A 26102-nucleotide genomic window follows, 5' to 3' on the forward strand; every position below is an offset into this window, starting at 1 on the left:
TATGTCAGATAGTATCTTAAGCCGAGCTGAAAAATTAGCTCGGTTAAAACAATTACAGCAAAGCAAAACCGAGCTCGCACTGTTTGAGTTAAGCGATAAACAAAAGCGCTTCTGGCTCACTCATCAGCTACAGCCGAACAGTGGATTAAATAATATTTTTCGTGCCTATAGTTTTAGGGCTAAACCCAATATTTCACTTTTAAAAACAGCTATCACTGCAGTGATGAAACAACATCCCGCATTGACTAGTAAAGTTGTTACAGTGAAAAGTGAACCCAAGCAATTTAGTCAAACTTTAGCTAAATTGCCCTTTACAGAGCATGTTGGAGCAGATGAAAGTGAAGTCAGACAACTTGTCGAGCAAGAAGTACAGACACCATTTGAGCTAGCTCAAAGTTACCCTTGTCGCTTTAAGTTATATACTAACTTGGAAAATTCTGAAGAGTTCATTTTTACGATGTGCTTTGACCATATTGCGCTAGATGGGCTTTCAGTAGTGATGATTGAGCAAGCTATATTGCGATATTATAACGATCCAGAGCAAACGCAATCAGCTGAGAATTATTATACATTTAAGCAATTGCTAGCTGGCCAAACGATTGCTAACAAGGCAATGGAAGAATATTGGGTAACGCGATTAAAAGACACCGAGCATACCCTTTCTTTATCGCAGCACCCTCAACAAATAAATCAAGACGAACAGCGTGGAGAGTACGTAAACTTCAGCTTTGACACGGGTATTAGTCAAAAAATAACTATGACATGTCAACGCTTAGGCATTACCTCCTCAGTATTTTTTCTAGCTGCGTATCAACTGCTGCTCGGTAAAATTTCAGGTCAGCATAATTTTATTATTAGTATGCCGGAGCTCGGCCGCAATACTAAGGTTCAACGAAGTATGGTAGGCAACTTTGCCAATACGATTCTACTTCCAGCTCAAATTGAACCTAACTCTACTTTGGCTGACTTTATCGCAAATCTACAGCACCATTTTTATCAAGACTTAGCGCATAGCCAAGTTAGCATAGGTAGGCTCTCAGAATTATTAGAAGTAAATAGAAAAGGAGAAGCTAACCCTCTATTTCAAGTTATGTACTCTTTTAATAACCTCGAACAAGCTCAGTCAATACCGGAAAATAAAGCAGTTTGGAGTCAATACCCAGTACAAAGACATTATAGTAAACTTGATGTTACCCTTGAGATTCAACAAAATAAAAAGACTTACAGTGGATATTTTGAATACCGCACGGCACTTTTTTCCAAGCAACAAGTCAGATTATGGCAAGAACAGCTGGCAACTATCATTGAGACAATGCTTGAAAAGCCAACTCTCACTGTTAAAGAACTATCCAGCTTTTCATTATCTCAGCAGCACACGATATTAAATCACGATACCGTTTTCCCCGAAGCTGAATGCTTTAGTAAACGCTTACGTCAACTTGCAATAACGCAAAAGGATACTCCCGCGTTGACCGCGCCGCAGCAGAGCATAAGTTTAACCTTCGGCCAACTAATGAAGGATATCCAGGGTATTGCAGATACAATATCTGCGGCGGTAACACCAGGACAAACCATCGCTATATCCTGTGATCATAGGCTGAATGTCGTCTTATCAGTTTTAGCTGCACACTTGATAAATTGCCCGTTTGTAGTACTAGATCAGACACAACCGAAACAAAGACGACAGTTTATTCTTGAAGATTCAAGTAGTGTAGCCATCCTCAATGATGATCATGATAACCTTAGCCTTCATCTCTTGGACACTGAAGCCAGCCCCGATCCTGAACTAGGTTATTTAGTGTATACCTCAGGCTCTACAGGCCATCCAAAAGGAGTAAGAATTACACGCCAAGCATTGAGCAATCACTGTACTGCTGTTGCCCAGCATTACCAGCTCAGTATTAAAACAATAGCACTGCAATTTTCTATACTTTCTTTTGATTTAGCATTGGAAGAAATATTCCCTATTTTGTATCACGGTGGCCATGTCATACTACGTTCAGGTACTGAAACGCCTTCATTCTCGCAGCTTAATACTTTTATAGACCAGTACAAAATAAATCACCTGAGTTTACCAACTGGTTACCTAAGCAGTTGGTTAGAATATTTAAGAGAAACAACTCAGCCAGTCCCTGTGTCGGTCAATTTGGTCGTTACTGGTACAGAGCAGCTACAAAGTAAAGTAGTCGAAAACTGGTTCTCTCAATGTAATATAACCCAGCAAAAACTACTCAATGCTTATGGTCCCAGTGAAGCAACGATTAGCTGCACCGTCCATGAAGTTAGCCAATTAGATATTAATCGGCCCCTCATCCCAATAGGCTCACCTTTGCCATATAGTCGAGCTTATTTATTAGATAATTGTGGCAACGCAGTTGCCCCTTATGTTCTAGCACAGCTCTATATTGGCGGTAGTAATCTAGCACAAGGATATCAAAATTTAGAAGATGTAAGTCACGAAAAATTCGGTATTCACTCTCAGCTAAAGCAAAGACTATACGCTACGGGCGATCTTGCGTACTACGATGAAAAAGGGCTTATTTATTTTAAAGGTCGTGCAGATGATCAGATAAAACTACGTGGTTACCGCATCGAGCTAGAAGAAATTACACGACATTTAAATCAAGTAACAGGTGTACTTGCAAGTACTTGCGTTTTACAAGGAACAAGCCTGATAGCATACGTAGTAAGTAAGGCGAATCTTCATCAAGACAAACTCAAGTATCTATTGTCTAAAACTCTACCTGAATACATGCTACCTGAGTACATTGTACAAATTGACAAACTCCCCCTAACAGAGCGGGGAAAAGTGAACCGTAAGGCACTGCCTGTAGTTAATGAAATCGCTCCTAAAACTGAGATTATTACACCTAAGACCCACTTAGAGCATACACTTTTAGAAATATGGCAATACGTACTAAATAAAAATCATGTGTGCTGTCAGACTAGCTTCTTTGCTCAAGGTGGACATTCCCTAGCAGCACTTAAAGTACTAAGTCAACTATCTAAAAAAACAGGAAAAGAGTTAACTTTAAAGCAGTTTTTCTCCGCCCCAACTATCGCTTTACAAGCAGAATTGCTTAACAAACAGCTGATTAAACAATCAATGAATGGATTGATTCGTGTAGCTAGGAACAAAGCTGCTCCTGTAACTTATGGTCAGCAGCAAATGTACATCTTGGATGCCTATACGAGCAGTGCAGGCCTATACAATATGCCATTATTATTACAGTTTGACGGCCCAATTGAGCTTGCTCTAGTGGAACAGGCTCTAAACCTATTAATTGAAAGACATGAAGCTTTCAGAACTGTTTTCACAAATATACACGGTGAAACTCAACAGCAGATTTTAGATAACGCATTAGTTGATCTCAAACAACTCAATTTAACTAAGTCAGAAGCCAAGCAACACTTTCAAGACCTACTACTACAACATTTTGATCTATCTCAACCTGCATACAAATGGGTAAGCTATGATCTAGGCAATGATCAGCACTGGCTAGGACTTATCATCCATCATATCTTATGTGATGGCGCCTCATTCGATATTTTGACTAAAGAATTGAGTAACTGCTACTCCTGTTTATTGCAAAAATTACCTTGGCAGCCCGACCCATTAACAGCTCAGGTTCTTGATTATGCGCATTGGCAAAACTCTGAGCAAGGTCAACATTATTTAGCACAAAGCAAAGATTATTGGCTACTTGAATTAAAAGATATGCCACATCGCTTGGAGCTCCCCTTAGATAAACCACGTCCAGCCCAACCAAGTTTCACTGGGCAGCGTTTATCATTAGATGTTAATAAAGTACTTAGTAAACAGCTAGAAAAACACGCTAGTGCTTTAGGCATCTCTTTGTATAGTTTATCGTTATCAGCTTTTGGTATTTTGCTACATGAACAGTCAAGGCAGCGAGACTTCGCTATTGGTATTCCAGTTTCTGGTCGGCCTGGGCATGATTTAGACAACACCATTGGGCTGTTCGTCAATTCATTACCCATTCGAATGACGCTTGCTCCAGAAAATAGCATCAGTGAAATGCTAAGTAAGACGCACGACCGTATTTTATCTGGCTTCGAGCAACAAAGCTTACCCTTACACAGTTTAGTGCAGCTACTTGATGTTGAGCGAGCATTAAACTATAACCCGCTATTTCAAGTCTTTTTTAACTTTTTAACTAGCAGTGGGCAGGATTCGCATCCGATAACAGATGAGCTAACCTTATCGTTACCAGAAACCCCTAATAAAACAGCACGATTTGATCTGACATTAACTTTATTGTCATCGCCAAACGGTATCTCTGGGCATTTCGAATTTGCTACCGAGTTATTTGATAATAACTCGGTAGCAATGCTACGTGACAGATATCTTGAGATTTTAACAATATTGGCAAGAGGCATAGAAGGCTCTGTATCAGATTTAGAAATATCATCATTAACTAGTAAGCAATTAGCCCACACCTTAGGACCAAAAAACAGTATACAGAAGCTACCCAACCTACTTAATAAAATTGAGCAATATAAGTACCAATCACCAAAGAAGGTTGCTATTCACTGTGGTGAGAGTTATTTGAATTATCAACAATTATATTTAAAAGTGCAAACTCGCGCTGCACAGTTACAATCATATGGTGTACAAATAGGCGATCTAGTCGCTGTTTCCCTACCAAGAAATGAAGAGCTAATAATAAACTTGCTTGCCATCATGCAATGTGGAGCAGCATACCTTCCCTTAGACCCTAGTTACCCTGCAGATAGATTAAGCTTTATAGCTGAAGATGCAAAAGCTCACTTCCTGCTTAGTGATGGGCAGTGTCCAATATTTCAGCTACCTACTCAATGCAGACAGTTAAACTATCTTGATTTTGAAGCACTACAAAATAAAGTCACACTAGAACCTATTAAACTTCAGCAGCAAGCATATTGTATCTACACGTCAGGTTCGACGGGGAAACCAAAAGGTGTGGATATTAGTCATGCAAACTTAGCTAATTTTCTTTATTCCATGGCCGATAGACCTGGCTGTACCGCTAGTGATTCAGTATTAGCGATCACACCTTATTCATTTGATATATCAGTGCTAGAAATGTTTTTGCCACTTTACTGCGGTGCCTCATTAGTTATTGCAAATGAAGAGCAAAGCAAGAATGGTATCGAACTATCTGAATTAATTGAATCGCATAATATTACTCTAATGCAAGGTACTCCGGCTTCTTGGCGCTTACTTTACAGTTCAGGCTGGCAAGGTAAGAAAAGCTTAACTTGTTTGGTTGGTGGGGAAGCTTTACCGCAGCAATTGGCTCTGCAATTATTACAAGATCACCATGCGCTATGGAATATGTATGGCCCAACAGAAACTACTATTTGGTCGAGTATAAAACAGATCCAAAGTGATGGTCACATCACCATTGGTAACCCTATTCATAACACCCAACTGCTAGTCCTCAATGACAATAATCAATTAGCTCGATTTGGTGCTAAAGGTCAGCTGGCTATAGCTGGTGATGGTCTAGCATTAGGTTACCGGTATAGGCCAGAGCTCAACCAAGAAAAGTTTATATCATTACAAATCGGCAGTACCACTACTCGTGTATATCTGACTGGCGATCTTGTTCGCCAGCTCAGTAATGGTGAATATTGCTATTTACAGCGCATTGACGAACAAGTGAAACTCCGTGGTTATCGTATTGAGTTACAAGAAATTGAAGCGACACTTGAGCAATCCGTCAAACTTAATCAAGTAGCCGTTGTGATAAACCACAGTCAAGTAGAGCCTTTACTGGTCGCTTTCTATGTTGACAGCTGCAACATATATAATGAAAACGAATTGCTTAATGTACTTACAAAAAAACTACCGCAATACATGTTGCCAACAAGGTTCATTAAGCTACAAACCCTTCCGCTTTCTCCGAGCGGCAAAGTCAACAAAAAGGCTCTTAGCCAATTTCAGCTAACCCAAAAAACGTGTTATCTAGCCCCTCAAAGCGAAACTGAAAAAACACTGTGTCATTTATGGCAACAAATTCTCGAACACAACAAAATTGGCATTGCAGACAATTTCTTTAAATTAGGCGGTAACTCCATTTTGGCGATGCGAATGGTATCAAAACTCAATGAGGAGTTTGGCTTGAGCTGTTTAACGATTGCAGATGTACTTGCCCACCAATCAATAGCTTTACTAAGCGAGCATATCGAGCAAGTTCAATTAAACGAAGTCGATGATGCAGATTTAGCGCAACTATTAATGGAACTAGAACAAGAATAATTAGAGGCACTATGGATATTCAAGAAAAACTCAAAAAGCTTAGTCCTGAAAAAAGAGCTAAGTTATTACAACAATTAGCTACAAAAAGTAAAGTGACGAAAGACGCTAATAATAGCTTTCCAATTGTGGATAAAAAACCGCATCAGCGTTTTCCTCTTTCTCATGAGCAACAACGAATTTGGTTTTTATCACGTTATGAGCCTGAAAGTCCTGAGTATAGTATCCCACAGCTGTATCAAAGCAATGGGGCTATTGATTGTGATCACCTAACTCAAGCTTTAGAACATACATTAGCTGATCACGATATTTTACGTTGTCGCTTTGATGAAGAACAAGGAGAAGCCTATCAAACGATTCTCAGTTTAGATGAACTTAAAGCGCAAGAAAAATACCGTGTTTTACCTATCGTTGATTTTTCAGAACGTAGTCTAGAACAAGGAAAGAAAGACGCTTTAAGAGAAATTGATGATGACTGTGAACATGCCTTCGATTTAACCAAAGAAGGAATATTCCGCACCCGCTTGTTTAAGCTTGCAGAAGATCAATACATTTGGTACGTCAATGTTCATCACATTGGTTTTGATGCTTGGTCCCATAATTTATTTATACGTTACATCAACGAACACTATAACAAATTGAAAGGTCAAGAGAGTCCTATTACCAAACCACAAACGAGCTACATTGACTATGCATGCTGGCAGCGTATGCCTCAACAAGAAGAAGCATTAAAACATAAACTAAAGTATTGGTTAAATCAACTTGACGGCGTTCCACCTCTAGAACTTTATTGTGATCGTCCGCGCCCTGCCGAGCGAACGTTTAATGGTGACACATCTGCTCTTCATTTACCGGAATACCTCGCAACTAAAGCACGTGCCTTTTGTGAACAAAAAGGGATCACCACATATAACCTTTTGTTGAGCGCATTGCGTATTTTATTACACAAATACACTAGGCAACCCGATTTTGCTATTGGAACTTTAATTGCAAACCGTGAAAAATCAGCTCTGGCAGAAACTTTCGGTTTCTTTACTAATACCCTGGCATTTCGAACTCTGATAGAGCCGAGTTTAGACTTCAACCAGATGTTGGAACTAGAAAAGAAAACGCTATTTGATGCCTATAGTAATCAGGATGTATCATTTGAGAAATTAGTAGATGAACTCAATCCGACCCGAGATCTTAGCCGTGCTGCTATTTTTCAGGTAATGTTGATTCTAGACAATACTTCATCGTCAATGGAGTCCACTAAAGCAGAAAAGAGTATCCCCCTATTTAGTGCTATACGTTCTGACAATAAAACCTCAAAATTAGATCTCACGTTTTATTTCAGTCAATCTAATCACCTCAGTGGATTCATTGAGTTTAATACTGACTTATTTGATACCGCCAGTATTGAAGGTCTTGCTAAGCATTTTACCTTTTTATTAGAACAATTAATTAGCACTCCTGATAAACGTATTGATTCCTATTCTTTACTTTGTGAGAAACAACGTCAACAAATAACACAGTCTTGGCAAAGTGGAGCACAGCACCTTTTTGACCACAAGCCATTGCATCAACTAGTCAGTTCTCAAGTAGCTATTCACGGTAATCAATGCGCTCTAATTGATGGTGAATTAACGATTACCTACAATGAGCTTGAAAATCGTGCTAATGAATTAGCAAATGAGCTATACCATCAAGGTGTACAATCTGGTGATTTCGTAGCAATGGCTAGCCAACGAAACGCTTCGATGATAGTAGCTATGCTCGCTATTTTGAAAGTTGGAGCGGCATATATTCCACTCGATACTGACTATCCTGAAGAGCGGATACGTTACATGCTAGATAATTCTCAAACCAATTTGATAATTACTAATACAAGTTTAGAAACTAAGTTTGCACATTATTCAAAACTTATATTAATTGGCACCGATGGTAAGTTAGCCTTTAGTCAGCCCCACCAAAATAGAGTTGAATTAACATTCTCACCAATAAACGACTTGGACTCTTTAGCGTACGTAATATTTACATCTGGCTCAACTGGTAATCCTAAAGGTGTTATGGTTCCTCACCGTAGCATTAGTAATTTTTTGCATGCAATGCAACGCGCACCAGGAATGCGTGTTGGTGAAAAGCTACTAGCTTGCACAACGATCTGCTTCGATATTGCTGTACTTGAAATCTTCTTACCCCTAATCAGCGGCGCTACAGTCGTGTTAGCACAACGCGAACAGGTATTAGATCCAGCCCAACTCATAGACCTTATCAACCACCATGATATTGATGTAATGCAGGCCACTCCTTCCACTTGGCGAATGATGCTAGAGCTCGAATGGAAAGGTAAAAGAGATATGCGAATACTCTGCGGTGGTGAAGCTCTGCCTCCAGAGTTATCTGAAGAACTACTATTAAAGTCATCTTCTTTTTGGAATCTATATGGACCAACTGAGGCAACTGTTTGGTGTTCTAGTCATCGAATTGAAAGTGGTGATGGCAAAACAGGTGCTGTAACTATTGGTAATCCTATTGATAATACTTCCATTCTTATTTTAGACAGCCAAATGCAACCGGTGCCAGCTGGTGTACCGGGTGAGCTATACGTCACAGGTGATTGTTTAGCCACAGGCTATCTTAATAGCCCTGAACTTACACAAGAAGCATTTATTAAGTGCCAAATAAACGATGAAGAACAACGACTTTATCGTACCAAAGATCTTGCTAAATATGACCAATTTGGAAAAATCATTTTTTTAGGTCGTGCCGATGATCAGGTTAAAGTTCGCGGATACCGTATTGAACTTGGTGAAATAGAGAGCACACTCAATACGCTACCACAGCTTGAACAAACAGTCTGTCAAGTGCACACCTTTGGAAATGATAAAAAAATAGTGGCTTATTACAGTGGTAGTAGTGAAACAGAACAAGAACTGTTAGTCCGACATTTGAAAAAGAAATTGCCTGAATACATGATACCCAGCTTATTTGTGTATCTCAAGAAAATCCCACTGACGCCTAACGGTAAAATTAACCGTCGCTCATTACCCATTCCAGAAATGGAAACAATTACAAGTAACATACCCTATTGTCCCCCAATAGGCCTAACTCAGACTACTTTATGTCGATTATTTGCAGAGGTTCTAAAAGTACAAAAGGTTGGTATTGATGATGACTTTTTCAATTTAGGTGGTGATTCCCTGCTGGTTATCCGTTTAGTGGCTAAAGCCAAGAAAGTAAATATTGATATTACACCAAAGCAAGTCTTCCAGAGTAAAACAGTCAGAGCATTAGCTGAAGCTTCACTCACAACGCAGGTTTTACGTCAAACCGAGCCTGTTGTAGGCCAAGTAGCAATGACACCAGCTCAAAAGCACTTTTTAGAATTAGCACACAACAACCCGCAATATCACACTTTGGGGGTATTTTTACTCCCAAGAGATAATGATTTTGATATTTCGGCAATTGAACAATCATTGCTACATATTATGAACCATCATGACACGTTAAGGATGCGCCTGACTCAAGATAGTAAAAATCACTACCAACTCATTGGTGATGAACTACCGACAAAAGCACCACTGACAATAGCAAGACTAAAACCTACAAATACCCGTAATATAGCTCAACAAGTTAATTACCATATTTTCGATACTGCCACGACATTAAACTTATCTGAAGGACCTCTATTTCGAGCTATCTTGTATCCTGGATATGATCAAGAAAAACCAATGTTATTTCTTATCGCACATTTCATGTTAGCTGATATTGGTAGCTGGCACACCATCATAGATGACTTTGAAACATGCTATCGTCAAATCAGCCGTGATGAAAAGCTACAGCTACCAGATAAAGGAACTTCATTTTCTCAATGGGTTGAAAAGTTAACTCAGTGGAGTCAATCACAAGCTGCACAAAAAGAGCGAAGTTATTGGCTATTAGAAGATCGAAAGCACGCCGCTGACCTCACAAAGGACTTTCCTGAGGGTATAAATAGTATGGATTCTTCACAAAGTGTGTATATCAACTTTGATGAAGAACAAACAGAATGCTTAACAACCCAAGTGCCCCGTGTCACTGGAGCCCAGATAGATAGCGTATTACTCACTAGTATCGTATATGCATTTATGCACGAATGTAATTCGAATTGTTTGATGATTGACCTACTGGGCCATGGCCGTGAGGCATTATTTGATGACGTAGACTTATCTAGAACTGTTGGCTGGTTTAATACTATATACCCTGCTTTTCTCAGTTATGGTGAAAACCAAACCCCTGTAGCAGCAATGAAGTACATCAACGAGCAACTACGTGCCATTCCAAATGGTGGTATTGGCTATGGAGTGCTGCGTTACTTAGCTGAAGATAAAGCTTTGATTGAGCATTTTAATAATATTCCAGAACCCCAAGTGTTCTTCAACTATTTTGGCCATGATAACACGGCTGACCTGAGAGTATTACATCGTGAAGACGGCTTTGGTGGCTACGGCTTAGATAAAGCAACCAAGCGGCTAAGATCGCTAGCCGTAGGCGTTTACATAAAAAATAATAAACTCAGTGTACGTTGGGAGTTTAGCCGTAATCAGTTTAAAGAAGAACGGATAACACATCTCGCAGAACACTGTAAAACCTGTTTAAACGAAATACTTGCAACTTATAACCTACTTTAATTAAGAGATTTTTTTCATGTTTGAAACAATAAGAAATTCAAGTAGTGGGATGAAAACCTACTATCTAATGTGGCTTGGACAGATGGTTTCTGTACTAGGCTCAGGGGTTACCAGTTTTGCCATCGGCATTTGGCTATTAAGCGAAACTGACTCTGTTACCAGCTTTACAATGGTAGCTGTCATTACCGGCTTACCAGCCATTATATTTTCTCCCATCATCGGAGTGTTAGTTGATCGCTACGACCGGAAATTAATTCTTATATTAGCTGACACGTTAAGTGCGCTAGTCACTTTAGGATTAGCAACGTGTTTTTATTTTGACATGCTAAATATTTGGATAATTTTTGGTGGTGTTGCAATTTCAGCCATTGCAACGGCTTTCCAAGGACCTGCAAATATAGCAGCCATTACTACTTTGATTGAACGTAAAGATTATGGTCGGGTCTCTGGTCTGATGCAAATGATCGGTTCAATCTCATTGATCGCGGGCCCATTAATCGCCGGTGCATTACTTAGTTTTGTTGATTTGACTACAATTTTCATAATTGATTTAGTGACTTACGGGTTTGCCTTTTGCACCCTTATTTTAGTCAAAATACCAAAACCTGAACCCCATGAAGGCGAAGAAGAAGACTCGAACATGTGGCAAGAGATAAAATATGCATGGGATTACTTATTCAAACAAAAAGATCTAGTCTATCTCTTACTGTTTTTCTGTCTAGTCAATTTCGTTGTAAGTATAGGTACTATTTCTATTGTTCCTATGGTTAACTTTACTGCTGAAAATTGGGAAACCGGTTTAGTGCTATCCGTTGGCGGGGTTGGTTCTTTAGCGGGTGCAATCTACTTAGCTTGGAGTGGTGGCCCTACCCGTAAAATTAATGGCATCTTATTTGGTGGACTAGCCATGGGCTTATGTCTATTTATCATGGGTCTTAGCAATATAATCTGGGTCGTGATGATAGGATTATTTTTATTCCAATTCTGCGTACCAACTATAAATGGCAGCAGCCAAGTTATTTGGCAAACTCGCATCCCACCAAAAATGCAAGGACGTGTTTTTGCATTACGAAGAATGTTCGCCCAATTTACTATCCCATTAGGTGACTTTTTGGCGGGTCCATTAGCCGACTACGTTTTTGAGCCTGTCATGCGTAGTGAAAATGCCGTATCAAACTTTTTTGGACCTCTTATTGGTGTTGGTCCTGGCAGGGGGATAGGTTTAATGTTAATTCTTCTGGCGATACTCCCCGTCTTATTTGCTGTGCTTGGGTTTATGAATAAACACATTCGTAGTATTGATGAAGCTGATATTTCTGAAGAAAGCACTACCAAAGAGTCAGAACAGCAAACGGCTTAACAATTTATCAGGCTCTATCTATGAGCCTGACGATTCATTAAGGATAGAAAATGGATGTAGTTAAACACAAAAGTAAGAAAAAATCGAAAAATACATACTTGATGATAGGCACCGCCCTAATTTGTGTTTCGATCCTCAGTTGGATTTCATTAAAGCCCGAAAGTGAGCGTAAAATTGCACGCAATGAAATTGTTATAACAAAAGTCCAACGCGGTACTTTACAAGCTGAAATAACTGGATATGGCGTATTACGCTCTAATAGCCAAAAACTTATCACTGCACGCTACCCCGCTACAGTCGATGATGTAGTACTCAAGCCTGGAGCAAGAGTAAAACCTGACTCTGTCATTCTACGTATGAGTAATCCTGAAATGGAACAAGAACTAGAACGCTCTTTAATGGCACTATTCAATGAAGAAGCTAATTTGAAGAGACTCGTTTTAGACAACAAGCGTGAGTTACTTACCGAATCCTCAAAACACAGTGAATTACGTTCGGCCTATAAAAAACAAGCTCTCAGAAAGATAGCTGAAAGTGAGCTGGTAGAAAAAGGGATCGTATCACGTCTCACCTATAACACTACAGTATTGGAGTACGAACAATTACAAGAGTCGATTGATATTCAAGAGAATCGAATGTCACAACTAAAGCTCGTCCATGAGCAAGCTTACGCTATCCAACAAGGACAATTAGAGCAACAAAAAGCTATGCATGAAGCTGTTAAAAGACGTGTTGAAGGTTTAACGGTGCGTGCAGGTATGGAAGGTATTTTACAACGTTCCCCGGTTGAATTAGGCCAAAGCGTTATTGCAGGCCAAGAGCTAGCTCTAGTCGGCAGTGAAGATGATTTAGTTGGACTCATTAAAGTCTCACAGTCACAAGCTGAGCGTGTGCAAATTGGGCAAGCTGCTGAGGTTAGAATTCGCAACGATAGTATTGCAGCAAAAATACAACGTATCACCCCAGAAGTACAAGACGGGATGGTTGAAGTTGAGGTTAGTTTTGTTGAGCCATTATCTAGATCAGCTCGCCCTGAACTTAGTGTTGATGCCAAGATATTCACAAATACATTGGAAGATGCATTGTATATTGAGCGCCCTGTAAATGTCAGGAACCAGTCAAGACAAACACTATTTAAATTAAACACTGATGGCGAAATTGCAATTCAAACCAATGTAACTTTTGGTGAAGATGCTGGCCGCTACCTACAAATAATTTCAGGTGCCCAAATTGGAGATGCTTTCATTTTGTCAGATATGACCAGTTTCAAAGAATCAAACACAATAAGTATAATTAACTAGAGCTTAGGAGAAGAGTTATGTCGAAATCAATTATAAAATTAGAAAAAATAAAAAAAATATACGCGACGGAAGAAATGGAAACTCATGCGTTACAAAGTGTAAATTTAGAAATAAAACAAGGTGAATTCGTCTCTATTTGTGGTCCATCAGGGTGTGGCAAGTCGACTTTACTCTCTATTCTAGGCCTTTTAGATACGCCTTCGAAAGGGACTTACATACTTGACGGTATGGATGTTAGTCGTTTATCAATAAAGCAAGCAGCATCTGTTCGTAATCAAAAAATAGGTTTTATATTTCAGGCTTTTAATCTAATAGATGAACTAAGCGTTTATGAAAATGTAGCATTGCCGCTTGATTACTCTAATAAACAATTCAGCGATGAAGAAGTACGCCAACGAGTAGAGAAATGCTTAGAAACTGTCGATATGCTTAACCGTTCTAGTCATAGACCAAACCAATTGTCCGGTGGGCAACAACAGCGAGTCGCTATTGCACGAGCTCTTGTTTGTGAGCCCGCATTACTACTAGTAGATGAAGCCACTGGTAACTTAGACTCAAAAAATGGTGATGCGGTAATGAGTATGCTTAGAAGCTTGAACGACAATGGAACCACTATATGTCTAGTTACCCATGATCCTCGTTATGCAGACCATGCAGACAAGCAATACAGGCTCAATGAAGGCTTAATTGAAATACACCCCAAGCCCATTGCGGAGGCAGTGTAAAATGTTATTCAATAAGAATTTGCGCAACGCTGCTAAGAACTTAATGCTTGCGCCTAGCTATTTAGTAACCATAGTACTCACTTTGGGGTTAACGCTTGGCGCACTCTCTTCAATCTTTAACTTAAACTATTTACTTAGTTTTGAACCACTCCCATATCCGGATCAATCTCGTTTAGTAATCAGTAACTGGCGCCACACGGATGATGGTAAACTAAAATTTGCTAATGCACAGAATTACCCTGGCCTGACTGAAATGGCAAAATCGACTGATTTATTCGAGCAATATACCTTCATCAAATATGGAGAGGAAATATTACAAAACGACCCTAGTAAAAGTAAGTTAAAAGCCGCCTATACAGGCCCTGTATTTATGCAACTATTAGCAGCTGAATATATACTAGGAAGAGGTTTTCAAGATACTGAAAATAAAAATATGAACAACCCCGTGGCGGTTATTAGTTATGACTTTTGGCAAAGTCATTATGCAGGTAACCGCGATGTTATCGGTAAGTCATTGGAAATCCAAGACACTAAATTTTCGATCATCGGTGTAACCAATGATCGTTTTATTGAGCCACAATTAATGTCTATCGATAACAAAACTCAAGTTTGGATACCTTGGGACTTTGTTCCTGAAACAGAAAAAGACTTTCAAGACTGGGGGCTTTTTTTTATTGACATATTTATGGTCGCGAAACTAAAAACAGACCAATCAACACAACAAGCCAACATGTTGCTTACTAATGCCATAAATGAAAAATTTCGTGCCGAAAATACTGGCGTTGCCTACTTTGAATCACGCAAAATTGAAGTTAGTTTGAAAAAATTTGAGACCGTTATACTTGGAGATACTCGATCTCAGACTTTATTGATGCTAACGGGCATGGTTGTCTTGTTATTAATCGCAGCTGTAAATATTACCAACTTAGTGCTAGCCAGAGCTGCTAACAACCACCGAAAATTCACTATAAAGGCAGCACTTGGCGCCAATAAAGGACATATATTCTCAGCTATCCTTGCTGAAATTGGCATTGTCATGACGGCAGCTGCAATTTTCTCAATAGTTGTAGCCGTTATTGCCAATAGTTTACTTGCCACTTATGCACAAGGGTATATTCCTCGAGTAGCAGAGCTCCAGCTTAATTTAGTTACTGTTGCCTTTTCTTTTATTGTAGCTTGGTTGCTTGCATTAGCATTCGCTGCAATTACAACTCAACAAATTAAATATAAAGCTTTAGCAAGTACAATACAAAGTAGTGGTAAAGGCAGTGGTCTTCAAGTTTCTAAGCGTTTACGAACTACATTAATGGCAAGTCAAGTAGCACTCAGTGCACTACTGCTTACTTGTAATGCTTATATATTAATTAAGGCGTTAGATAATATCCAAAGGCCACTTGGCTTTGATTCAGAAAAAGCGGCTTATGTTTCGTTAGAGTTAGGTGGTGTGAACTTAGAAACAAGAGAACAATGGATGAGCTTAGTCCAAGATCTAAAAAATAATATAGCTAATCATCCATCTGTTGAGAGTGTTAGTATCGGTTCAAATGCTCCCATGGCGCGCACTAAAAATATGGAATGGACTATTGCAGTTACTACCGAGCAAGGTGGTGGGGATAAAATTAGTCCTGGAGTAGCACTAATTGATGAACAGTATGTGCCACTAATAGGCTTACCGATTCATCAAGGTAGAAACTTCACAGCTGAAGACGTGGCAAATCGAAATAGGGTAGCTATAATCAACCGAACTATGGCTAAACAAATTAACCCTAATGGGGATGTGCTTGACAGGCCTGTATACCTTCCACGCCAAAAAGACCCCTATATTATTGTTGGAATTGTAGAAGACATCCAAATTCCTGCCCAAGAAAATAGCCCAAGGTTTTACATCCCTAGTATTTCAGCTGCAAGTTTTATGGTGAAATATAAGCCTAATATGACCATAACTGCGGTTGAGTTTAACCAACTAGCTGAAAAAGTACATTCACAAATCTATTTATATGACACTTATAGCATGGATGAGATCCATGGACAGAAGATTTCGTTAGATAAGATTTTTGCGTGGATATCAGCTTCATTAGGCATACTTTCGATTTCACTCGCTGCTATTGGGCTCTATGGTATGTTTAGTTACAGCGTCACATTACGTAAATTTGAGTTAGGGGTTCGTATGGCAATAGGAGCCGCACCAAATCACATTATAACTCTATTGCTAAAAGATGCCTTAGTTTCACTACTATCTGGAATTACAATAGCACTAATCAGCTTAATTGGAATTTACTATTACTTCGATGCGAGTAATATTTTTGTGATTGAACTGGATATTGCCAGCATCTTATTATCACTGTTAATTATTATTGCCATTTCAATCTTTTCGGCAATATATGCGAGTAACCCTTTGATTAAAAATCGCGTTATTCATTCATTACGTGGTGATAGTTAGTCTCACCCTAAAGCCGCTAGCAAACGTTTAGCGGCTTTTTAAAAGCCCCGCCTCATAAAAACCGAACCCTAAATAATGACATTTACTCCAGAATTAACCTAACGCTATTTTGGTAACTGACAACTTCGTCATGATTTTATATACGACTTAGCTCAATGAATCTATTTTAGTTTTATATTAAGTCACACCAATTTTAACTACTGCATCCCTAGCCCTTTATGAGTTTTTTGCTCATTGTCACTAAAGCTACATCAGATATACAAAACCGCTCAATTACTTTCATTTGAACTAGCTTTTATACTTCAATCATTAGCCGAGCAACAACAGACTGCCTAACCCTAAAAAGGTCACAAAGCCAACAATATCAGTGACAGTGGTTAGAATAACAGATCCAGACAAAGCAGGATCTATTTTCATTTTGTCTAAAATTGACGGAATAATAACCCCCGAAAGCGACGCGGCCACTAAATTCAACAGTATTGCGACCGTAATAGTAATACTGAGCATAACATCATTAAACCAAAGGTTAGTGAGTACACCTATAACAATAGCCCATACACAACCATTGACGGCCCCTACCCGTAATTCTTTTTTCAGCAATGCTTTACGATTCGAGTCGGTTACTTGTCCCAGCGCTAAGCCTCGTACTATCACGGTAAGCGTTTGGCTACCTGCAATACCGCCCATTGACGCTACCACAGGCATTAACACAGCTAGAGCAACAACTTGCTCAATAGTGGCGCCAAACAAGCCGATAAACCACGAAGCCAAAAAGGCGGTTCCTAGATTAATACCTAACCAAATACCACGGTTTTTCGCTGATTTTGCAACGCTTGAGAACAAGTCCTCATCCTCACGTAAACCACCCGCTTTAGCAGCCGCTTCATCGGTCACTTCTTGGCGTAATTCGTAAGCAGAGGATATTTTTAAACGGCCAAGTAATTTGTTTTCAGCATCTACCACCGGCATTGCCATAGCTTCACTGTGGATCACCACTTCAGCCGCTTCATATAAGTCATCATCAGCATGCAGTGAAGCTACATCTAAATTGGCATACTCTAACAATGAAGCTGATTCTGCGGCTTTTAATAAGTTATTTACACTGACCTCTCCAATAAGCGTGCCTTTTCGACTAACTAAATAAATCACTTCGGTAAACTGTGGCAGCCCTTTGTGTAAGATTTTTTGTGCGCCACCAACGGTCAACTTTTCTGACACTTTTAAAGCGTCAAAATCAAGCCAGTGGCCCAGCTGTTCTGGATCAAACTGCTGCGCTAACTCATATTGTTTAGTTTGTACTTCATCAAGTTGCTGACGAGCGTATGCTATAAAACGCTCAGGAATAAACTCTTCCAACTCAAGTAACTCAGCAACGCTTACTTCGTCTAATAACTTAAAGCCTTGTGTTTCATCTAAGGTTTGTAAGAGCCACCGACAACTATCACCGCCTAGATTTATAAATATTTCATGCTGGGTGTCTTCATCAAGTAATTCCCACACTTCCAGACGCTGCTCTTTTGGCAAGGCTTCGAATAATAGCGACAAATGCTCAGTGGAGAGTTTTTCTTTAGCATCAGCTAATAATTTGTTTTTTCGTGCTGTGGTGTCGCACTGTAATAACTCATCAATAAGCTGAGGGAGTTGATCAACTGGATACTCAATCATATTAAAACTCGATAAAAGATTGTAATAACATGAGTCTAACTTAGGGTGACTAAAATTAGCTATTATATTTTTAACTGACTCGGTGTAATGCCGGTCCAACGCTTAAAAGCACGGCGAAAATTGGGAATATCATAAAATGCTAAGCGCTCTGCGACTTGCTCATTACCTTGCTGGCAAACCCCCAGTAAATGCAGAGCTTTGAGTTTATTTTGCTCATCTTGTAATTGCGAATAACTCACACCGTGTTGTTTTAACTTACGTTTGAACGTAGCTGGGCTCATTGCAAAATATTGAGCACTATTGGCAAGGCTGTTGTTTTTATCGTAATAAATACGCTTACAAACCGCTTCAACAAAAGAAACCGGAGACTTTAGGTACTGCTGGCTTTGTGCCAAACATTGTTGCCAACGTAATTTACTGGCTTGAGGGTTAGCGTATTTGAGGAGCTGCTTGTCAAAGTGCCAGCGAGTAAACGGTTGCTCAAACCGTACCCGTAAACCTAAATGTTGCTCATATTCTTGAATATGCCTTGGTCGTTTGCAGGTAAAGTCAAAATAACAGTGCGGATAGTGATTGCTAACTCTTTTGAGTAAACTAATAAACGCAGCGCTGTAAATTTCAAAGCAATAATTTTTTAATGAATCGTCCATACCAACGCTTGGTTGTAAGTACAGATAAAAATCATCGTGAAAAGTATGCTGGCGAGTAAAAAATAAAGGCGCAAGCGTGGCACGAATTAGGTGCAACTGTTTTAAAGACTCACCTAGCGTAGGGCTTAGCTGAACACTTTGCATTGCTGGGCTAAAGTCATTAACTAATTGATGACCAAGTAAAAAACCACTATCGTTACTTTTCATTAAGGTTTTAAATTGGCTAATTAATGCCAGTAGCTGCGATACACTAAAACGCTGTGATAAATTATACAAATCTTGCTCAAAAATACCCGTACCACGCAGCAACTTATGCAACGAGATTTCACGCCCTTGTGCAAGCTCCACCAGCGCAGTGATAATACCTTCAGCGCTGATGTATTTATCCTCTAGACTAATATACTGCTGCACCTACGAGCGCCTTTTGTTGTTGTAATTGTTGATGTAACTCGCTGGTTTGTTGTACAGGGTCCTGCGCTAAATCCATTGCCATTGTGGCGGTTAAAATATGCTGAAACTGCGCGCCTTTGCTTTTTGCGACTTTAAACGCACAATGATTAAGGGCTGCTTTCATTTGCGCTAACAACTCTTTTGCTTGGCTTTGACTGGTACCCGGCATAAGCACAATAAAGCAGTCACCTGCATAGCGGCATAACACATCATTTAAACGGCAGTTCATTACTAATAAATCGCTGATCTCTCGCAGTAACCTATCGCCTTCACTAAAACCAAACTGAGCATTAAACTTTGCAAAATCTCGAATATCAATAACCCCCAAAGTGGCGACTTGTTGCTCACTTTGGCGTTGCTGTATTAACGAATGTAAATAGTTAACTCGGTATAACCCTGTTACAGGACAGACTTTTTCATGCTCTCTTAAATGCGCTTCACGCCGGCGTAATTGACGGTTTAAAACAAACTGCTCTTGATGCCAATAATAAAGCCCAACACTAGTTAGCAACATACCAAACGGTGCTGGTAATGATTCAAACCAAGTGAGCCATAATTGCGAAGGTTGTTTTAACCACTCATCAAGTAAATCAAGCGTGGCTGAAAACATAAACAAACCTAAGCCAAGTACCAACAGGGTCGTTACTTTGCCTGGTGGGCGGGAAATTAATAATGCGATAATCCAGCTAAGGGTCATCAGTACAATTCCACCTTCACCGACAATATCGAGCCACGCAATTTCTTGCCACTGTTTGAGTTCACCAAAGTATGCACATATTGCAACGGCAATGACCAAGAACAAAATAATCGTATTGGTTAATTTTACATGACTGGTAAATGGGTTATATCGCATGATATTGAATCTTCTTAAGCTTGGTTTGATCCATATGCTAGCGCGGGATCATTTTATACGTCAGGGTCATTTTGGCTCATTGATATGACATTCAGATTAAAGTTTATCTATAAATTATCTCGCAACTGCCATTATTAGTGACTTGTAGCGCTGTTTTAAAAGCTCAAACGAAGAGTCTAAAGCCGATAAATTAAGGATTTATCGTAGATTAACTTTAAAACTGTCACATTAGCGTCATTAACTTTTTTTAGTTTGCTCACCAAACCAAGGACAACCGGAGCAAATCAATGAAAAAATTTAAACTAAATGCTGTTGTAGCGGCATTAGCACTGAGCCAGTTTAGTGTCAGCGTGAATGCACAAGAGCAAACATCGCCAAGAGAGCCTGAAGTAAAAGTCTCTGAAGAGCTTGTTGTATATGGTGAGATTGGTTATCGCAACCGCTCGCAAGAATTAGCCCCAACACTTGAGTATTCACAAGAATACTTTCAACGTTTTGAACCTCTCACAGCGGGCGATGCATTAAAACGTGTTCCTAGTGTTACTTTTTTATCAGACGTACTTGAGTCTGACGGGGCACGCATGCGTGGCCTAAGCCCTGCTTACACAAAAGTACTTATCAATGGCGAAGAAGTGCCAGGTGCTGGCGCTGACCGCTCATTCTTTGTTGACCGTATTCCAGCGGAATTAATTGAGCGTGTAGAAATTATTCGTTCATCAAGTGCCAACCGCTCTGCCGATGCAATAGCCGGTACACTTAACATTGTACTTCGCGATGGCTATAGCCTAGATGGCGGTTACATTCGTGCCGGTGGTCTGCGTTATGATGACGGTGAAATTAAAGAAAGCTTTGCGGGCGTTTACGGTACTGAGTTTGCCGGTGGCCGTTTACTATTAGGTGCGAATTTACAAGGTCGTTATAACCCAAAACAAAAATCAAGCATCCGTTATGGCGATAGCCCTGAAAATAACCCTAATTACGCTACAGATGATTTCGACAACCGTGAGGATCAATCTGATACCCGAGATGGTGATGACACATCACTAAATGCCAGCTTTGAAAAAGTATTTGATAATGGCGGCAAATTTGATATTAGCGCCATGTGGGTTGATACCGACCGTACCGAAGACGAACGCTCTTTTGAGTATGACGACGCAACGGCCACGTCAGGATCGGTTGTAGAAGGCGGTAATTTACTTTCAGATAACGCGAACGTTTCGTTTATTGATCAAACTAACTACAACATTAACTCAGGTTATGAATTACCGTTATTGGGCGGCACCAGCAAGTTCAAAGTAGGCTATGCAAGTTTTGAAGAGTCCGTTTACGAGCAAGAAGTTGAACTTGATACATCCGAACTACCCATGGTTTTTGAAGAAGCAGAAGAAACCGTTGATATCGATGATAAAGAGTGGTCATTACAATGGCAGCACAGTTTACTAGTCGGTGATTCAAAAGAAATTCAGTTTGGTGCTTTTGTACAAGGTAAAGAACGTGACACCGCAATTTTTGAAGCTGAAGATGAGAGTGAGCAAACACTTACTAGCTGGGATCAATTTAACCAGACACCTATGTCACTCGCTGTATTCAATAACGAATTTGAAGCTGTTGACGGTGGCGTAAATACCCTCGAAGAAGACCGCCTTGATTTGTTTGCACTCATTAAACATGAAGCTGATGTGTTTTCATGGGAGATGGGCGTACGTTGGGAGTCAACAGATTCTAGTATTACCGATACCAATGAAAGCGTAACGGCACAGAACGACTATGACTTTTTCTTACCATCAGCTCACTTTCGTTACAGTGTAAGTGATAATGGTCGGGTGAGTGCCTCTGTTGCACGTAGCTTACGTCGCCCTGACTTTGATTACATGACACCTGCCCTGCTTGAAGAAGAGCTTGCCGATAATGACTTTTTAGGTAACCCAAACCTTAAACCAGAATCATCTTGGGGTATCGATTTAGGCTACGAATACCGTTTAGGGAAAAGTGGCGTTGTCGGGGTAAACGTATTTTATCGTGATGTTAGCGACCTAATTGAAATTGCCAGCACAGGCGTTGAAGGCTCAGAAGGTGAAGGCACATTTGTCCTGCAACCTCAAAATACCGGCGATGGCACAGTTCAAGGTATTGAATTTGATTTATCAACGCCGCTTAACGCATTGAACATGCCTAACACCGGTATATTTTTAAACTACTCATGGCTCGATAGTGAAGTTGAAGACAGCTTTGGCAAACGTAAATTTAACGACCAATCAGATTATGTTTACAACGTAGGTTTCATTCAAGATTTACCAGAACTTCGTGCGTCATTTGGTGCAACATACCGTAACCAAGGCGATGCATACGGACGTTTTGTGGGTGAAGAAGTGACGACTTCTTATGGCGCTGACTTAGAGCTATTCGTTGAAAAGCGCTGGGATGACGTAACCCTTCGCCTAGTTGGTTCAAACTTACTTGATGCCAGTAAAGATGAGGTATTTAACAAGTTTGACTCACTTGATGACCAAAACAATCGTGACTTTGATGAGTACGAACTGGAATCTGAAGAAGCAGGTCCTGTTATTCAAGTCATGTTGCGTTACGCATTCTAAAATCAGTTGAGCACGTAGTGGTATGCATTACGTGCTTATTTTGGAGCACACCATGTTTAAGTTATCTTTAATTACAGCCGCCTTGCTAGTCACATCTAGCTCGTTCGCAGCTGAGCCGGTTATATATAAAGATGCGCTTTATCAAAAGCAAAAAATTGCCAAGCTAGATACACTACCCGATAGCCTTAACTTTATGGTCATTGGTGACTGGGGACACAACGGCCATTTTTATCAAAAAGAAGTGGCCCATCAGCTAGAAATCGCCATGTATCAAACCGATGCAGATTTTATTATCTCAACGGGTGATAACTTTTACCCAAACGGAGTGGCAAGTGTAAACGATCCGCTATGGCAATCAGCCTATGAAGATATTTACCACGGCCCGCACACTTTTGAAGATTGGTACGTTGTTTTGGGTAATCACGATTACCTAGGTAATGCTCAAGCCCAAATTGACTACACAAATAAAAGTCAGCGCTGGCAATTACCAGCAAGGTACTACAGCAAAACGTTTGAGCTTGAGAATAACGAGCAGGTATTGATGGTATTTTTAGATACCAACCCAATTCAACCTGAATATAAAACCCGCGACAAATACCGTTCAACTCAAGGGCAAGGTTATAAAACCCAGCTTAACTGGCTTGAAACCCAACTTGCGGGTAGTGACGCAAAATGGAAGATTGTGGTGGGCCATCACCCGCTTTATTCAAGTGGTAAACGCTTTGGTCGCAACCAAGGTCTTCGCGATATTTTAGAACCCATAATGGAGCGTCATAACGTGCAAGCTTATATCGCTGGGCACGAGCACGACTTGCAATACAACCAACCTGAAAATAGCAATATTGCTCACTTTGTCTCTGGTGGAGGCAGTGAAGCACGCTTTGTGAAACAGCGTGAGTTTACCCGCTATGCAGAAGCAACCCCAGGCTTTTTAAGTGTATCAATCAATGGTGAAGCACTCAAAGTTAGCGCTATCAACCATTTGGGTGAAGTACGTTTTAGCACTGAAAAGCATATTGGAAAGTAAAGGATAAAAAATGAAATTTAAACTAAATACAATCTCAACAGTGCTATCAAGCGCACTTCTTTTAACTATACTCAACGGGTGTAGTAACCATAAAGAAGCCGTTCAAAACGAAGCGCTATTAGCAACAAGCTCTATCAAGGTAACGCCGTTTGGCCCACAACAAAATATGCAAGGGTCACAAGCGGCTGCTCTTGGTAATAATCAATGGGTAGTAGCAAGTGAAAGCCAAGGTTTATTACTTAGCGATAGAAAACAAAGCAGTGTGTTGTTGGCTGGTAACTTCGAGTCAATTTCACTGAAAAAAATATCGGCACAGCATTTCATACTCGCAAGTCTTGATAACAATCAAGACAATGTCGTTATTTTTAATCTAGTCAACAATGCATCATCTTGGCAGCTAGAAGAGCTCACTCGCATTAGCCCACCTCAAGCTCAGCCTGATGCTGTGTGTTTATTTAAAAACAGTAATACCGAGACTGTATCAGCGTTTGTGCCGGATGTTCGAGGCCTGATCAACGAAACTGTTATTTATGATTTAGCCACTAACCAAACTAAAAATATCGCAGTACGTGAATTTTCTGCAGTAACGGAAGCTTCAGGCTGCGCCGTAAATGATGAAACTAAAACTCTATATGTTGGTGAAGCAGAGCTCGGCGTGTGGGCAATTAATGCTGATGCAGAATCAGATGCCAATAAACAGCCTGTTGCTTTAGTTGAGCCGTACGGTGAATTAAACAGTGAAATCGGGGCTTTATCAGTATCACAAGACGGTACTTTATGGCTCAGTGCCACTGATGGCAATATGGTTTATGCCTATAATGCCCAAACAGAAAAACTAAGCAAATGGTCACTAAGTGGCGAATTAGCAATTGAATCAGTTGCAGCGAATTTGATTAATGATAATCAAGCACAGCTTGTTTTAATAGATGATGAAACGGGCGCATATATCGAAGCAAACGTTAACTACAGTGCACAGTCTGCGCCTTCAAAAAATAAAGTTGCCATGACTCATATTCATGCCAATGCACAAACAACACCCGTTGCAGCATTTGGTGATGCAGCTGATGATCCGGCTATTTGGGTCAACCAGCAAGACGCTAAAAACAGCTTAATATTGGGCACAGATAAACGCCGTGGGTTAATGGTCTATGACCTTGAGGGTAACAAAGTACAGTCGCTAGATATTGGCCGCTTAAATAATGTTGATGTACGTCAACATCAAAGTATAAACAACCAAACCCATACTTGGATCACGGCCAGTAACCGGACACTTAACAGTATTAGCGTATTTACTGTCGATAGCGAAAACAAAGTAAACCATGTAACAGAAGTAGCCACAAACCTAGCCGAAATTTACGGTATGTGTATGTATTCATCTGATTCTGGTAATTATGTGTTCGTGAATGATAAGTCTGGTTTATTTCAACAATATAAACTAACAGGTAATAAAGCGAACTTAAGCGGCGAGTTAGTCAGAGAGTTTACCCTGCCAAGCCAACCTGAAGGCTGTAGTGCTGATGATAAGCGCGGCCAGTTATTTGCCGGCGAAGAAGATCAAGGTATTTGGTATATCGGTGCTGAGCCTAGTGCTGGTAACAAAGCGCTCATGCTACAAGGTGTAAATGAGCAACTTGTTGCTGATGTTGAAGGCATGGAAATTTATCATGCTGGTGATACCCGCTATTTAGTCGTATCAAGCCAAGGCGATAATAGCTATGTGCTTTATAAAATCTCCGATGATACACAGCCTAACCTAAGCTTTGCAGGTAAGTTTAATGTAACTGCTAATCTAGATAAAGGGATTGATGGCGCAGGTGAAACGGACGGTTTAACCGTAACATCCGCTGCTTTACCTGGTTACCCTGAAGGCATGCTTGTAGTACAAGATGGTTATAATCGTATGCCGCTACAACCACAAAACTTTAAAATTATTGACTGGCGTGAAGTGAAAAAAGCCATAAAATAATTTAAATAGAAAAATGCCGCTTAATTGCGGCATTTTTGTTTTAAACAGTAGTAGTGCCTATCTTTAACTAAACGCTAAAAGAGCCTTTCTATATATACCCCTAAATATCGTCATTAACTGTTTTGTATGTATTGCAATTTAACTTAATGATGAGCTT

Annotated in this window: 12 protein-coding genes; 9 read left to right on the forward strand and 3 right to left on the reverse strand. The window is 40.0% G+C overall.

The window, feature by feature from the left end:
* Window position 1: 1 nt before the first annotated feature.
* Genes AAEU30_RS02620 through AAEU30_RS02645 form a run of 6 tightly spaced genes read left to right on the forward strand, consistent with a single transcriptional unit; the run spans window position 2 to window position 16740 of the window.
* Window positions 2-6265 carry a non-ribosomal peptide synthetase gene (locus tag AAEU30_RS02620; RefSeq protein WP_421959190.1) on the forward strand — a complete coding sequence of 2088 codons (6264 nt, stop codon included), beginning with the start codon at window positions 2-4 and terminating at the stop codon, window positions 6263-6265.
* An 11-nt stretch (window positions 6266-6276) separates the two neighbouring features.
* Entirely contained in the window at window positions 6277-10914 is a 4638-nt protein-coding gene (locus tag AAEU30_RS02625; protein WP_421959191.1) for a non-ribosomal peptide synthetase, read from the forward strand.
* Between the two features lie 16 nt (window positions 10915-10930).
* Complete coding sequence (locus AAEU30_RS02630; protein WP_421959192.1) at window positions 10931-12274, forward strand: MFS transporter; 1344 nt, start codon at window positions 10931-10933, stop codon at window positions 12272-12274.
* 50 nt (window positions 12275-12324) lie between these two features.
* On the forward strand, window positions 12325-13575 hold the full coding sequence (locus tag AAEU30_RS02635) for an efflux RND transporter periplasmic adaptor subunit (protein ID WP_421959193.1): 1251 nt from the start codon (window positions 12325-12327) through the stop codon (window positions 13573-13575).
* Window positions 13576-13592: 17 nt separating this feature from the next.
* Window positions 13593-14300 (forward strand): ABC transporter ATP-binding protein, encoded by a 708-nt coding sequence (locus tag AAEU30_RS02640; RefSeq protein WP_421959194.1) that lies wholly within the window; start codon window positions 13593-13595, stop codon window positions 14298-14300.
* A gap of 1 nt (window position 14301) precedes the next feature.
* Window positions 14302-16740, forward strand: coding sequence for an ABC transporter permease (locus tag AAEU30_RS02645; protein ID WP_421959195.1), 2439 nt, complete (start codon window positions 14302-14304; stop codon window positions 16738-16740).
* Window positions 16741-17049: 309 nt separating this feature from the next.
* Here the strand turns inward: AAEU30_RS02645 and AAEU30_RS02650 are convergent, their stop codons facing one another.
* The 3 genes from AAEU30_RS02650 to AAEU30_RS02660 all read right to left on the reverse strand — a co-directional run bounded on the left by AAEU30_RS02650 (window position 17050) and on the right by AAEU30_RS02660 (window position 20358).
* Window positions 17050-18405 (reverse strand): magnesium transporter, encoded by a 1356-nt coding sequence (locus tag AAEU30_RS02650; protein ID WP_421959196.1) that lies wholly within the window; start codon window positions 18403-18405, stop codon window positions 17050-17052.
* 62 nt (window positions 18406-18467) lie between these two features.
* Window positions 18468-19466, reverse strand: a complete 999-nt coding sequence (locus AAEU30_RS02655; RefSeq protein WP_421959197.1) for a helix-turn-helix domain-containing protein — start codon at window positions 19464-19466, stop codon at window positions 18468-18470.
* Window positions 19450-20358: a GGDEF domain-containing protein gene (locus tag AAEU30_RS02660; RefSeq protein ID WP_421959198.1), complete on the reverse strand. Its 909-nt coding sequence runs from the start codon at window positions 20356-20358 to the stop codon at window positions 19450-19452. Before AAEU30_RS02660 ends, AAEU30_RS02655 begins: the two co-directional genes overlap by 17 nt.
* 287 nt (window positions 20359-20645) lie before the next feature.
* Here AAEU30_RS02660 and AAEU30_RS02665 point away from each other — a divergent pair, with 287 nt between their 5' ends.
* From AAEU30_RS02665 to AAEU30_RS02675, 3 genes are read left to right on the forward strand one after another with little or no spacing between them, the layout of a single operon-like run.
* Entirely contained in the window at window positions 20646-22952 is a 2307-nt protein-coding gene (locus tag AAEU30_RS02665) for a TonB-dependent receptor plug domain-containing protein (protein ID WP_421959199.1), read from the forward strand.
* A 52-nt stretch (window positions 22953-23004) separates the two neighbouring features.
* Window positions 23005-23979: a purple acid phosphatase family protein gene (locus tag AAEU30_RS02670; protein ID WP_421959200.1), complete on the forward strand. Its 975-nt coding sequence runs from the start codon at window positions 23005-23007 to the stop codon at window positions 23977-23979.
* Window positions 23980-23989: 10 nt separating this feature from the next.
* Entirely contained in the window at window positions 23990-25945 is a 1956-nt protein-coding gene (locus AAEU30_RS02675; protein WP_421959201.1) for a phytase, read from the forward strand.
* The last annotated feature ends 157 nt before the right edge of the window (window positions 25946-26102 follow it).

It is taken from the genome of Pseudoalteromonas mucoides (genome assembly GCF_049257175.1).
Lineage (GTDB): Bacteria > Pseudomonadota > Gammaproteobacteria > Enterobacterales > Alteromonadaceae > Pseudoalteromonas.